The following is a 12004-nucleotide window of genomic DNA, read 5'->3' on the forward strand; positions in this document are numbered from 1 at the left end:
GGGAAGTAGCGGGCATGCTAAAGGTGCGAGGCTGTCAGCGACCTGACGGGGGCATTGCAGATTTGTCAGCGGGGCCATGAAAGCGGCCGAGGCAGCCGCTCCACAGTCGAGTAAGCCATTTTGGGCGAGGGGATTTGATCCGTGGAGCAACACTTTGCAGCGCACGATAAACCCGCTCGTCACAACGGCTAATTACTCGTCCTTCTTCATCAACCCAGCCAGCGCGGCGAAGGGGTTGTGGGTCGCCTTGGCGATTTTCGGGGTGCTCAGGGAGCCGTCGCCGAAGTATTGCTGGTCGGTGTAGCGCGAATGTTCGTTGTCGTGGCAGTACAGGCACAGCAGTTCCCAGTTGGAACCGTCCTGCGGGTTGTTGTCGTGGTTGTGGTCGCGGTGATGAACGGTCAGTTCGCTCAGGCGCTTGCCGGAAAACTCACGGGCGCAGCGGCCACAGACATGGGGGTACATTTTCAGGGCTTTGTCGCGGTAGCCCATCTCCCGGTCGCGCTGGGCATCGGCGAGGATGCGGTCCAGCTTGGCGGTGTTGGACGGTGGCGTTGACGAACTCATGGGTTCACCTTTGTAAAAAAGACTGATGACGGTTGGGCACAGTTTAGCTCAGCCCTTGAGCTTCTCGGCAATCCAGATGGTGTGGCGGGTGCCTTTGTTGCCATGGGCGAACACTTGCACCTCTTCGGCCTTGAAACCGGCTTTCTTCAGCTTGTCGGAAAACTGCCGGTCAGCGCTGGCCGACCACACCGCCAGCACGCCCTTGGGCCGCAGGGCCTTGGCGCAGGCGGCCAGGCCTCCCGCCGAATACAGCCAACTGTTGGCTTTCTGGGTCAGGCCTTCCGGGCCGTTGTCGACATCGAGCATGATCGCGTCGAAACCCTGGGGTTCGGCTTGCAGCACCTTGGCCACGTCTTCCATGCGGATCACCGTGCGCGGGTCCGACAGCGGCCGCCCGGCCTTTTCACCCAATGGGCCACGGTTCCACTCCACCACGCCGGGCACCAGTTCAGCCACCACCACTTCGGCGGTCTTGCCCAGGTGCTTGAGGGCCGAGGCGAGGGTGAACCCCATGCCGAGGCCGCCGATCAGCACGCGCGAGCCAGGACGACCGGCCACCTTGCGGCAAGGAATCTCTGCCAAGGCGTCTTCGGAGCCGTGCATGCGGGTGTTCATCAACTGTCCGCCGTCACCGCCCTGGATCTTGATGACGAAGTCTTCGCCGTACTCGAACAGGCACAGGGCACCGCCGTTATCAGGGATGGGCGTGGTGTCGAGCAGAACGAAACGTTTCATGGAAATCTCGTAGGAGGGCAGACCGGCGCGGTAACGACTAGCCTTAAAGCAGACAATAGCCACGGAGCCATTGATGAAGTGCATCATTCTAACGGCCATTGCCCTGGCGGCGCTCTCAATAAGTTGCGCCCAGGCTCAACAACCGACGATTCCGGTTAACCCGCCGAGCATCCCCGGGTCGCCTGGTACCTCTACTCCCATGCCCTATCCGCCGGTCACGCCCAACGGTGTGCCCAAGGCTGGCACCGGAAGCGGTGGGCCGCCGTTGCTGCCACCGATCGAAATGCCCAAGCCGCCCAAGGACCAACCGATACCGGGCATGGAGCCGAAGCCGGTGAAGGCCAAGTCGCCGGGGGGGTAGACCTGAAGCCCGTCGGTGAAAGAACTGAATGGTAAAAACCTGTGGGTTCGGGCATTGCGGTGGACTCTGTGGGAGCAAAGCTTGCTCCCACAGGTTCTGTGTTTCAACTGACAGAGGGAGGTCAGACCTGCTGCGACAACAACTGCCCATCGGCCATGCGCAGGCGCTTGGACAGGGAGACGGCGAGGGCGCGGATGATCTTGGCGGCGATCTTCGGGGCGTCGTTGAGCATTTTTTCCAGGGAATCCTTGCCCAGGTTCAGCAACTGGCAATCACTGGCGGCGATGCAACTGGCCGAGCGCCGTTCGCCGTCGAGCACGGCCATTTCGCCGAATGCCCGGCCACTGCGCAGCGTGGCGATGGTCACGGCTTGACCGTCGGGGCCGGTTTTCTGCACGGCCACCTGGCCGGTGTGGATGATGCACATGAAGCTGCCGGCATCGCCCTCGCGGAAAATCGCTTCGCCCTCGGCGATGGCGCTGATGCTGAAATAGCCCGACGCCGCGGCGAAGTCGACAGGCAACAACTGGTCGAACAGACCGCAGTCCATCAGCCAGTCGCGGATTTCTTTGTTCAGTAAGGTCGGTTCTGACATGTTGGCACGGTCTTTTTCTTGTGTTTGTTGCAGGTTCAGTTTGGCCCGGGTGTAAGCAGACCTCTGGGACAGGCTTTTATCTTTTGTGGGAGCAAGGCTTGCCCGCGATACAGGCGACTCAGTTCTGTCTGTCAGATCAAGCCGATGCCATCGCGGGCAAGCCTTGCTCCCACAAAGCCTTTCCCACATTGGGCTGTGTTACAGCAAGGCCCGGCGCATGGAGCTAAGACCCGGCCATCCCACAGAGTTCCTCAGACCATCCCCAAAACCTTCAAGACAAATGCATATTCGAGCGCTACGTCACGCAATCCCTGGTAGCGCCCGCTCATTCCACCGTGGCCGGCGCCCAGTTCGGTCTTGAGCAGCAGAGGGTTGTCGTCGGTCTTGGTGGCCCGCAATTTCGCCACCCACTTGGCCGCTTCCCAGTACTGCACACGGCTGTCGTTGTAACCGGCGATCACCAGCAGCGCCGGGTACGCCTGGGCGCTGACGTTTTCGTACGGGGCGTAGGCCCGGATCCGGTCATAAACGTCCGGCTCCTCTGGATTGCCCCATTCGTCGTATTCGGTGACGGTCAGCGGCAGGTCGGGGTCGAGCATGGTGTTGAGCACATCGACGAACGGCACCTCGGCAATCGCGACCTTGAACAGCTCCGGGCGTTGATTGAGCACTGCGCCGATCAGCAGGCCACCGGCACTGCCGCCACTGATCGCCAGTTGCTCGGCGGTGGTGAAACCGTTGGCGATCAAATGCTCGGCGCAAGCGATGAAGTCGCCGAACGTGTTGTGCTTGTGTTCCTGCTTGCCGGCGCGATACCAGGCTTCCCCCAGCTCGCCGCCGCCCCGCACGTGGGCGATGGCAAACGCCACGCCGCGGTCCAGCAGGCTCAGCCGCGCATGGGAAAACCACGGGTCGAGGCTCTCGCCGTAGGCGCCGTAGCCGTACAGGTACAGCGGTACCGGCTGGCCGAGGGCTTCGCGCTTGACCACCAGGCTGATGGGCACCTCGGTGCCGTCCGCTGCCGTCGCCCAGAGCCGCTGGCTGACGTAGGCATCGGCGTCGAACGGCCCCAGCACCGGAGTTTGCTTGAGCACGACCTGTACACCGCTGGCCAGGTCCAACTGACGGATCTGCGCCGGACGGTTCAGGGCCTCGTAGCGCAGGCGGATGCGATCGCTGACGAATTCCAGGCTGTTCTGCACATGCAGGCTGTAGGCCGCATCCGGCAGTTGCACCCGATACGCTGGCAAGCCCTGTGGATGCACCTCGATGATCGGCAAGCCGCCCTCACGCAGGCTCAAGGTCATGGCTCCGGCGTTCAGGCTCAGGCCGTCGATCATCACCGTGTCGCTGTGGGGGATCAGGTTCTGCCAGTCAGCTTCGGTCGGCGCCACGCCCGTGTCGGCAGCCTGGTACAGGGCGAAGTTGATCCCGTCGCGGTTGCTGCGGATCAACCAGGTCCATTGGCCATCGAGCAGGCCGTGGTCGACGTCGTATTCGTGGTTTTCCCGGCGTGGCGCCAGGCAGGTGAAAGGTTGTTGCGGCTGCGCAGCGTCCAGCACCCAGATCTCACTGGTGGTCTTGCTACCGAGGGACAGGATCAACTGCTTTTCTGAGCTGGAACGGTAGCAATGCAGGAAAAAACGCCCGTCCGGCTCATGGAATACTTCTTCGGCGGCCGTGCCATCCAGGCGATAGCGCCAGAGTTTGTGCGGGCGATGGGTGTCGTCCAATTCGCCAAAAAACAGCGTCAGGCTGTCGTTGGCCCAGGTCATGCTGCCGTCGCAATCGGTGAAGGACAGTTCGCTGACCTTGTCGTTGGACAATTCCTTCACGAACAAGGTGTAGATCTCGTCGCCCGTGGTGTCCAGGCTGTAGGCCAGGCGCTGGTGGTCGGGGCTGATGCTGAAAGCGCCCAGGGAAAAGAAGCCACCGCCAGCCAGCACGTTCGGGTCCAGCAGCAGTTGTTCGCGGCTTTCATCCACGCTCAGGCTATCGTCGGCCGGACGCGGGCAGCGGTAGTGGCGCGGGTATTCGTCACCAGCCGTGGTACGGGTGTAATACAGGTACGGGCCCCAGGGCGAGGGCAGTGACAGGTCGGTCTCGAGGATCCGGCCCTTGATCTCCTGGAACAGGGTTTCGCGCAGTTCGGCCTGGTCGGCGAGTTGCGCCTCCTGGTAGCTGTTTTCCGCCTTGAGGTAGTCGAGCACGGCGTCGGTGTCGCGTTCCTGCAGCCAGGCGTACGGGTCAACACCGGCGTCCCTGCGGGCAATCGGGGTGTTGGAAACGTGGGCAGATAGGGACATGAAAGGCTCTCGAACGTTATACGAAAAGGGATACGTGGCCTGGACAAAACCCACTACACAGGCCATTCGCCAGACGCCGGGGCAGCCTGACGCGCGAAAAGCCGTTACTATAAGCGTCTCTTTGCCTGCCTTGCCATGGACACCATGACCGAGAACGACTATCTGATCGCCTGGGGCCTCTACGCCTTCGCCGCCCTGGGCTGCCTGCTGGTGTGGATGCGCATGACCCGCTGGATGTGGCGCTGGTTGCGCGAACCGCTGCGCTTGTTGATGGCGGTGTTGCTGTTCAGCCCCACCGTCGTCGACCCGGTGAAGGACAAGGTTGCCCCGGCCTTGGCCATTGTCGCCCTGGACGTCATGTTCAAGGTCGGCAACAACGTCTGGCGGGCGGCTTCCGATCTGCTCATGTACGGCATGATCGCCTTCGGCCTCTACTTGATTTTAGTGCTGATCCGCTTCCCCATCGAGCGCGCCGCCAACGCTCGCAAGGAACGGGCTGCCGCCGCAAAAGCCGCCGCTGCGGCCGATGAGCCGGAGGACGAACCACCGTTCGGCGTGGCCGGTGATGACCGTTATGGTCGCCCGCCCGTGCCGAGCAACCCCCAGCGTTCGCGTATCGAACCGCGCCTGTAACCGGGCCTGCCCCTTGAAGCGAGAGTTCGAGCATGTGTGAGTTATTGGGCATGAGCGCCAATGTGCCGACCGACATCGTGTTCAGCTTCACCGGGCTGATGCAGCGCGGCGGCAAGACCGGGCCGCACCGGGACGGTTGGGGTATCGCCTTCTATGAGGGCCGTGGCCTGCGTCTGTTCCAGGATCCGGCCGCCAGCAGCGAATCGGAAGTGGCGAACCTGGTGCAGCGCTATCCGATCAAGAGCGAAGTGGTGATCGGGCATATTCGCCAGGCCAACGTCGGCAAAGTCTGCCTGTCCAACACCCACCCGTTTGTGCGTGAGTTGTGGGGCCGCAACTGGTGTTTTGCCCACAACGGCCAGCTCGCCGATTTCCAGCCGGGGGTGAGCTTCTACCGCCCGGTGGGCGATACCGACAGCGAAGCGGCCTTCTGCGATCTGCTCAACCGCGTGCGCCAGGCCTTCCCCGAACCGGTGGAGGTGGAACAATTGCTACCGGCGTTGATCGAGGCCTGCGCTGAATACCGCAGCAAAGGCGTATTCAACTGCCTGCTCAGCGATGGCGACTGGCTGTTCTGCTATTGCTCGACCAAACTGGCCCAGATCACCCGTCGTGCGCCGTTCGGCCCGGCTCGCCTCAAGGATGTGGATGTGATTGTCGATTTCCAGGCTGAAACCACGCCCAACGACGTGGTCACGGTGATCGCCACCGAGCCCTTGACCGAAAATGAAACCTGGACCCGCTACGAACCGGGCCAATGGAGCCTGTGGCGACGCGGCGAATGCGTCAGCCACGGCCGGACCGAATAAGGACGTCACGCTATGTTGCTCAGTTATCTACGTCTGGTGTTGTTCGCGGTGGGCCTGTTGGTTGGGGTCCAGGTGCCGGGCTTCATCAGTGATTATGCCAAGCGGGTCGAGGCGCACCTGATCGAGGCGCAGACCGGCCTGCAAGGCTTCCAGGGCACCGCCAACCAGTTCTTCAAGGGCGACATGCAGGCCCTGGTGGCCCATTACCGTGCCAGCGAAGACCCGATCTTTCGCAGCGATGCCGACAGCCTGAACACTTTGCTCGTGCGCCAGCAGGCCCTGGACAAGCAGTTCCAGGCGATGCAAGGCCCGTGGTACATCCGCTTGCTGCAAGTGGCGCTGGCCGCCGACCCGGACATTCGCAAGGAAACCTGGAACGGCTACAGCTACCAGATCCTGCTGACCCCCGAGGCCATGGTCTGGGGCATCAGCGGTGCGATGTTGCTGTCGTTCGGCCTGGAATGCCTGTTCCGCCTGATCGACTGGGTGGTGCTGGGCGGCAAGCGCCTGCGCCAGGGCCGGCCGATTGAAGAGCGCGACCTGCGCGGGCTGTAACACCGCTGGGCAAAAGGCTCTTGTGGGAGGTAGCAAGCCCCCTCCCACAGGGGATCTCGAGTGTGACGAAGATCCAGTGTGGGAGCGAGCCTGCTCGCGATGAGGCCCTGAAAGACGCCAAAAACTTACTTGGAAAGAAACCGCATCCCTTCCTCCAACCCCCGCAAGGTCAGTGGATACATCCGGTCTTCCACCAACTCGCGCACGATGTTGGTCGAGGCGGTATAGCCCCAGGTGTCCTTGGGGTACGGATTGATCCAGATGAGCTTCTTGTATTTCTCCATGAAGCGCTGCATCCACACATAACCGGCTTCTTCGTTCCAGTGTTCGACGCTGCCGCCGGCCTGGGTGATTTCATAGGGCGCCATGGCGGCGTCACCGATGAAGATCACTTTGTAGTCGGCGCCGTACTTGTGCAGCAAGTCCTGGGTCGAGGTGCGTTCCGACGTGCGGCGCAGGTTGTTCTTCCACACCGATTCGTAGACGAAGTTGTGGAAGTAGAAGTACTCCAGGTGCTTGAACTCGGTCTTGCAGGCCGAGAACAGTTCTTCGCAGATCTTCACGTGGGCATCCATCGAGCCACCGATGTCGAACAGCAGCAACAACTTGACGGTGTTGCGTCGTTCCGGACGCATCTGGATGTTCAGAAGACCGGCATCCCGGGCGGTGTGGTCGATGGTGCCGTCGATGTCCAGCTCTTCGGCCGCACCCTGGCGGGCGAACTTGCGCAGGCGGCGCAGGGCGATCTTGATGTTGCGGGTGCCCAGTTCCACCTGGTCGTCGAGGTTCTTGTATTCGCGCTGGTCCCAGACCTTCACGGCCTTGCCCTGGCGCTTGCCTGCGTCGCCGACCCGGATGCCTTCGGGGTTGAAGCCGCCGGAGCCGAACGGGCTGGTTCCGCCGGTGCCGATCCACTTGTTGCCGCCGGCATGGCGTTCCTTCTGTTCTTCCAGGCGTTTCTTGAATTCTTCGATCAGCTTGTCCAGGCCACCCAGGGACTGGATCTGCGCCCGCTCTTCGTCGGTCAGCGAACGCTCGAACTCCTTGCGCAACCAGTCTTCGGGAATCAGCGCCTGGAGGTGATCGTCGAGTTTCTCCAGGCCGTTGAAGTAGGCGGCGAACGCCCGGTCGAACTTGTCGAAATGCCGTTCGTCCTTCACCAGGATCGCCCGGGACAGGTAATAGAATTCGTCCATGTCGGCGAAGATCACCCGCTGTTTCAGCGCGTTGATCAGGTCCAGCAGTTCGCGCACCGACACGGGCACCTTGGCGGCGCGCATCTCATTGAACAGGTTAAGCAGCATGGCAATCGCCCTCGCTCTTGTTAGACGAAGAGGATCAGCGAGTGCCGCGACGGCTCATGAACGCCAGGCGCTCGAGCAATTGCACGTCCTGTTCGTTCTTGACCAGGGCGCCGGCCAGCGGCGGGATGGCCTTGGTCGGATCACGCTCGCGCAGCACCGCTTCGCCGATGTTGTCGGCCATTAGCAGCTTGAGCCAGTCCACCAGTTCGGAAGTGGAAGGTTTTTTCTTCAGGCCCGGCACCTTGCGCACATCGAAGAACACGTCCAGCGCTTCGCTGACCAGGTCCTTCTTGATGTCCGGGTAATGCACGTCGACGATTTTCTGCAGGGTGACGCGGTCGGGAAAGGCGATGTAGTGGAAGAAGCAGCGGCGCAGGAACGCGTCCGGCAGTTCCTTTTCGTTGTTGGAGGTAATGATGATGATCGGCCGTTTCTTGGCCTTGATGGTTTCGTCGGTCTCGTAGACGTAGAACTCCATCTTGTCGAGTTCCTGCAGCAGGTCGTTGGGGAACTCGATGTCGGCCTTGTCGATTTCGTCGATCAGCAGGATCACCCGCTCCTCGGACTCGAACGCTTCCCAGAGCTTGCCCTTCTTCAGGTAATTGCGCACGTCGTGGACCTTGTCCACGCCCAGCTGCGAGTCCCGCAGGCGACTGACCGCGTCGTACTCGTAGAGGCCCTGGTGGGCCTTGGTGGTGGACTTGATGTGCCAGGTAATCAGGCGCGCGCCAAAGGATTCGGCCAGTTGTTCGGCCAGCATGGTCTTGCCGGTGCCCGGCTCGCCCTTGACCAGCAATGGTCGCTCCAGGGTGATGGCGGCGTTCACGGCCAGTTTCAGGTCATCGGTGGCCACGTAGGCGCTGGTGCCTTCGAACTTCATTCTGCAATTCCTCGAACGGTGTCGCCGGCCTGACGAGGCGGGGCGCGGGAAATAAATATCGTGCCCGACTATAACGCGGCGCCCCGCCGACTGTGAACGCAGACGCTGTATTCAGTCTCTGAATGGGGCGTCACATGTTGACTCAGTCTCGGCGCCTTGCCAGTATTGCGTATCGCCAAATTGGCGATACGCTCGGTGGCATGTCTACTAAATATCGATTCAAAAATACGTACCGCATTCAATTGCGCGAAAGGGATCATCCACCGCCCCATGTCCACCTCACCGGTGGCGGGGTGGATGTGGTCCTGAGGCTGGACCCCGTCGAAGTGATGATGGGCCGGGCGCCGCCATTGATCATCAAGGAAGCGCTGGACTGGGTCAGCGCCCATCAAGCGCAACTGCTGGAGGATTGGCAACGATGCTACCCATGAAACGGCCACGGCTATTGGCCGTGCAGCCTTTATTGCCGTTCAGTCTGGACCTGACGTTCATTGACGGTCAGCAACTAAGGCTGGACTTGAGCGCCGATGTACAACGTTATCCAGGCTTGCAGCCTTTGCTTGAAGATGGAGCGTTTGAGGGCGCAGTCCTGGGCGACGATGGCTGGAGCGTGGAATGGCCTGCGCTGGATATCCAGATCGGTGCCGATACCTTGTATCTGGACGCACTGGCGCAGAACGCCGTGGACGAAAATACCCGCATCTTCATCGGTTGGCGCGCCCGCACGGGCCTGCCGCTGAACCAGGCGGCTGAAGCACTGGGGGTCAGTGCTCGCAGCATCAGCCGCTACAGCAGTGGCCGTGAGGCTGTGCCGCGTTCGCTGGCCCTGGCGTGCCTGGGCTGGGATTCGTTGCAACGTAGAGGCGCAAGCGTGGCGGCGGAACCGACCGGTCGTTACACCGTCACGCGCAAACCCTAGTCGGTCGATGGCGGTGGCTGCTCATAACGGGCATTGAAGGCCTGGACGAAACCGTTACGCAGGATCTGCAGGAAGGCTTCGAAGGCACTGATGTCCTGCTGGTGAACATTGCCGCTGAGTTCCACCCGGGTGGCGAACTGGTTCTTGCGCTGGTTCTTGAGGGCCGTTTCACCCGTGCCCACCAAGGCTTCCCAGACCGAGCGGAAGATGTTCTTGTTCTGGTTCTCCACGTCCTGCTGCCAGTCGAACACGTCGACATCACGCAGCAGTGGCTTGATGTAGCCGCTGAGCCTGGCGTTGTCGGCTTCGGCCTCAACCACCAGGTCGCCGTGGCCGGCATTGAAATCGAATTTGCCATAGGCCGCGGCGAAATCATTCAGGCGCTTGAGTTCGATGTTCGTCGCCCGAAGGCGGAAATCGAAGTCTTCGAAATTGCTCAGGGGGTCGAAGGTGGCTTGCATCTCCAGGGGCGCATGCTCGGCCACCAGGGCCTTGCCTTCGAAACGGGCGTCGCGCCTGCCTTTGGTGTCGACCACGTTGGTCAGGTTGTAGAAGCTGGCGTTGACGTCGGTGGCCCGCAGGTTGACCGGTGGCTTGGAGTTGAAATTGCGAAAGGTGACCTTGCCGTCCCTGATGCGCACTTCGTTGAAGGTGATGGGCAGCAGTTTGCTCAACTGCTCGCGCCAGTTGGTGCCCTGGCCAGTCTGGGAATTCTGGCGGTTGGCGCCGCCGTCGACGAAGTTCACTTCGGCGCGGGCGAATTCAACCTCGGCGACCACTGCATGGTCGTACCACAGCGAGTGCCAGCTCACAGACAGGTCCACCAGCGGTGCGCTGACGAACGGCACCGGGACCTTGCCATCGACCTTGACGATTTCCAGGCCATTGATCCGGTAGGCACCGCGCCACAGGGCCAGGTCCACGTCGGTGATCCGGCCGCGATAATCGCCCATGTTGGCCAGTTTTTCGTTCAGGTAGTCGCGTACCAGGTAAGGCAAGGTGAAATGCAGGGCCACCAGCACCGCGGCGATGGCGGCGAAAACCCACAGTGGCCAGCGGTATCGACGCTTCATGTCAGTCAGTCTCCAGCGTTTGTTGGGGAGCGCCTCCTAATGCCATTGACTGTCGCAACAACGGGAACGTTCGGTGCAACTGGACGACCATGGGCAACAGGCATACCTTTAAAGGCTTACATTCCCGCTGCATCAAGGACCCAGCCATGAGCCGTATATTCGCTGACAACGCCCATTCCATCGGTAATACGCCGCTGGTGCAGATCAACCGCATTGCCCCGCGCGGTGTGACCATCCTGGCCAAGATCGAGGGGCGCAACCCAGGGTATTCGGTCAAGTGCCGGATCGGCGCGAACATGATCTGGGACGCCGAAAGCTCGGGCAAACTCAAGCCGGGCATGACGATTGTCGAACCGACTTCGGGCAACACCGGGATCGGCCTGGCGTTCGTCGCCGCCGCCCGTGGCTACAAGCTGATGCTGACCATGCCCGCTTCCATGAGCATCGAGCGGCGCAAGGTGCTCAAGGCCCTGGGCGCGGAGCTGGTGCTCACCGAGCCGGCGAAGGGCATGAAGGGGGCCATCGAGAAAGCCACCGAGATCCTGGCCAGCGATCCGGCCAAATACTTCATGCCGCAGCAGTTCGATAACCCGGCGAACCCGGCGATCCACGAAAAAACCACCGGCCCGGAAATCTGGAACGACACCGACGGCGCGGTGGATGTGCTGGTAGCGGGTGTGGGCACCGGCGGAACCATCACTGGGGTATCGCGGTATATCAAGAACACCTGTGGCAAACCGATCCTGTCGGTGGCGGTCGAGCCTGAGGTTTCGCCGGTGATTACCCAGGCGATGGCGGGCCAGGAGATCAAGCCCAGCCCCCACAAGATCCAGGGGATCGGCGCCGGGTTCGTGCCGAAGAACCTTGACCTGTCGATCGTTGACCAGGTCGAGCGGGTCACTGACGACGAGTCCAAGGCCATGGCCCTGCGCTTGATGCAGGAGGAGGGCATTCTCTGCGGGATCTCTTGTGGCGCGGCGATGGCCGTGGCCGTGCGCCTGGCAGAGAAACCGGAAATGCAGGGCAAGACCATCGTCGTGATCCTGCCGGATTCGGGCGAGCGCTACCTGTCGAGCATGTTGTTCAGTGATCTGTTTACCGAGCAGGAGATTCAGCAGTAACCGTGAATTCAATGCGGTAGTGAGTGAACCCTGCTGTGGGAGCAAAGCTTGCTCGCGATACAGGCGCCTCGGTTTATGGCAGACCGCATCATCTTCATCGCGGGCAAGCCTTGCTCCCACAAAGGGCCTGCCTGCAAAGGTTCATA

The 12004-nt window shown here is 61.5% G+C and carries 14 protein-coding genes; 7 read left to right on the forward strand and 7 right to left on the reverse strand.

The genetic code is table 11. The annotated features are described in order from the left end of the window. Window positions 1-192: 192 nt before the first annotated feature. Both Q7F16_RS08000 and Q7F16_RS08005 read right to left on the reverse strand, forming a co-directional pair. Window positions 193-567: a YajD family HNH nuclease gene (locus Q7F16_RS08000; RefSeq protein WP_003184246.1), complete on the reverse strand. Its 375-nt coding sequence runs from the start codon at window positions 565-567 to the stop codon at window positions 193-195. Between the two features lie 48 nt (window positions 568-615). Continuing rightward, a complete protein-coding gene (locus tag Q7F16_RS08005) occupies window positions 616-1302 on the reverse strand; it encodes a spermidine synthase (protein ID WP_003184244.1) in 687 nt (228 codons plus the stop codon). A gap of 73 nt (window positions 1303-1375) precedes the next feature. Between Q7F16_RS08005 and Q7F16_RS08010 the strand changes: the two genes are divergently transcribed. Beyond that, window positions 1376-1663 (forward strand): hypothetical protein, encoded by a 288-nt coding sequence (locus Q7F16_RS08010; RefSeq protein WP_409556406.1) that lies wholly within the window; start codon window positions 1376-1378, stop codon window positions 1661-1663. 121 nt (window positions 1664-1784) lie between these two features. On the opposite strand, the gene Q7F16_RS08015 is transcribed toward Q7F16_RS08010, so the two are convergent. Further along, entirely contained in the window at window positions 1785-2258 is a 474-nt protein-coding gene (locus Q7F16_RS08015; RefSeq protein WP_046062928.1) for a cyclic nucleotide-binding domain-containing protein, read from the reverse strand. A gap of 251 nt (window positions 2259-2509) precedes the next feature. Further along, entirely contained in the window at window positions 2510-4564 is a 2055-nt protein-coding gene (locus tag Q7F16_RS08020; protein WP_409556407.1) for a S9 family peptidase, read from the reverse strand. A 135-nt stretch (window positions 4565-4699) separates the two neighbouring features. On the opposite strand from Q7F16_RS08020, the gene Q7F16_RS08025 reads away from it, so the two are divergent. From Q7F16_RS08025 to Q7F16_RS08035, 3 genes are read left to right on the forward strand one after another with little or no spacing between them, the layout of a single operon-like run. Next, the gene (locus Q7F16_RS08025) at window positions 4700-5197 is read left to right on the forward strand and encodes a hypothetical protein (RefSeq protein WP_014337067.1); all 498 of its coding nucleotides are present in this window, start codon (window positions 4700-4702) and stop codon (window positions 5195-5197) included. Window positions 5198-5229: 32 nt separating this feature from the next. Further along, on the forward strand, window positions 5230-6006 hold the full coding sequence (locus tag Q7F16_RS08030; protein WP_014337068.1) for a class II glutamine amidotransferase: 777 nt from the start codon (window positions 5230-5232) through the stop codon (window positions 6004-6006). A 12-nt stretch (window positions 6007-6018) separates the two neighbouring features. After that, window positions 6019-6561 carry a DUF2937 family protein gene (locus Q7F16_RS08035; RefSeq protein ID WP_014337069.1) on the forward strand — a complete coding sequence of 181 codons (543 nt, stop codon included), beginning with the start codon at window positions 6019-6021 and terminating at the stop codon, window positions 6559-6561. Window positions 6562-6686: 125 nt separating this feature from the next. Here the strand turns inward: Q7F16_RS08035 and Q7F16_RS08040 are convergent, their stop codons facing one another. Both Q7F16_RS08040 and Q7F16_RS08045 read right to left on the reverse strand, forming a co-directional pair. Continuing rightward, on the reverse strand, window positions 6687-7865 hold the full coding sequence (locus tag Q7F16_RS08040) for a vWA domain-containing protein (protein WP_003198888.1): 1179 nt from the start codon (window positions 7863-7865) through the stop codon (window positions 6687-6689). Window positions 7866-7899: 34 nt separating this feature from the next. Beyond that, entirely contained in the window at window positions 7900-8745 is an 846-nt protein-coding gene (locus Q7F16_RS08045) for an AAA family ATPase (RefSeq protein ID WP_024618564.1), read from the reverse strand. 200 nt (window positions 8746-8945) lie between these two features. Between Q7F16_RS08045 and Q7F16_RS08050 the strand changes: the two genes are divergently transcribed. Together Q7F16_RS08050 and Q7F16_RS08055 are read left to right on the forward strand one after the other, a co-directional pair. After that, a complete protein-coding gene (locus tag Q7F16_RS08050) occupies window positions 8946-9176 on the forward strand; it encodes a DUF4160 domain-containing protein (RefSeq protein WP_024618563.1) in 231 nt (76 codons plus the stop codon). Beyond that, complete coding sequence (locus Q7F16_RS08055; protein ID WP_046062931.1) at window positions 9164-9664, forward strand: DUF2442 domain-containing protein; 501 nt, start codon at window positions 9164-9166, stop codon at window positions 9662-9664. Before Q7F16_RS08050 ends, Q7F16_RS08055 begins: the two co-directional genes overlap by 13 nt. Here the strand turns inward: Q7F16_RS08055 and Q7F16_RS08060 are convergent. Further along, complete coding sequence (locus tag Q7F16_RS08060) at window positions 9661-10737, reverse strand: DUF748 domain-containing protein (protein WP_409556408.1); 1077 nt, start codon at window positions 10735-10737, stop codon at window positions 9661-9663. The two genes, Q7F16_RS08055 and Q7F16_RS08060, sit on opposite strands and share 4 nt — an antisense overlap. A gap of 146 nt (window positions 10738-10883) precedes the next feature. Between Q7F16_RS08060 and cysK the strand changes: the two genes are divergently transcribed. Next, on the forward strand, window positions 10884-11858 hold the full coding sequence (gene cysK / locus Q7F16_RS08065) for a cysteine synthase A (RefSeq protein WP_014337073.1): 975 nt from the start codon (window positions 10884-10886) through the stop codon (window positions 11856-11858). Window positions 11859-12004: the final 146 nt, after the last annotated feature.

It is taken from the genome of Pseudomonas sp. Lb2C2 (assembly GCF_052112205.1).
Lineage (GTDB): Bacteria > Pseudomonadota > Gammaproteobacteria > Pseudomonadales > Pseudomonadaceae > Aquipseudomonas > Aquipseudomonas kilonensis.

Bases quoted from the DNA above. Each gene is read 5' to 3' on its own strand.
- Q7F16_RS08000 (WP_003184246.1), bottom strand. From the start codon at position 567: ATGAGTTCGTCAACGCCACCGTCCAACACCGCCAAGCTGGACCGCATC.
- Q7F16_RS08005 (WP_003184244.1), bottom strand. From the start codon at position 1,302: ATGAAACGTTTCGTTCTGCTCGACACCACGCCCATCCCTGATAACGGC.
- Q7F16_RS08010 (WP_409556406.1), top strand. From the start codon at position 1,376: ATGAAGTGCATCATTCTAACGGCCATTGCCCTGGCGGCGCTCTCAATA.
- Q7F16_RS08015 (WP_046062928.1), bottom strand. From the start codon at position 2,258: ATGTCAGAACCGACCTTACTGAACAAAGAAATCCGCGACTGGCTGATG.
- Q7F16_RS08020 (WP_409556407.1), bottom strand. From the start codon at position 4,564: ATGTCCCTATCTGCCCACGTTTCCAACACCCCGATTGCCCGCAGGGAC.
- Q7F16_RS08025 (WP_014337067.1), top strand. From the start codon at position 4,700: ATGGACACCATGACCGAGAACGACTATCTGATCGCCTGGGGCCTCTAC.
- Q7F16_RS08030 (WP_014337068.1), top strand. From the start codon at position 5,230: ATGTGTGAGTTATTGGGCATGAGCGCCAATGTGCCGACCGACATCGTG.
- Q7F16_RS08035 (WP_014337069.1), top strand. From the start codon at position 6,019: ATGTTGCTCAGTTATCTACGTCTGGTGTTGTTCGCGGTGGGCCTGTTG.
- Q7F16_RS08040 (WP_003198888.1), bottom strand. From the start codon at position 7,865: ATGCTGCTTAACCTGTTCAATGAGATGCGCGCCGCCAAGGTGCCCGTG.
- Q7F16_RS08045 (WP_024618564.1), bottom strand. From the start codon at position 8,745: ATGAAGTTCGAAGGCACCAGCGCCTACGTGGCCACCGATGACCTGAAA.
- Q7F16_RS08050 (WP_024618563.1), top strand. From the start codon at position 8,946: ATGTCTACTAAATATCGATTCAAAAATACGTACCGCATTCAATTGCGC.
- Q7F16_RS08055 (WP_046062931.1), top strand. From the start codon at position 9,164: ATGCTACCCATGAAACGGCCACGGCTATTGGCCGTGCAGCCTTTATTG.
- Q7F16_RS08060 (WP_409556408.1), bottom strand. From the start codon at position 10,737: ATGAAGCGTCGATACCGCTGGCCACTGTGGGTTTTCGCCGCCATCGCC.
- cysK (WP_014337073.1), top strand. From the start codon at position 10,884: ATGAGCCGTATATTCGCTGACAACGCCCATTCCATCGGTAATACGCCG.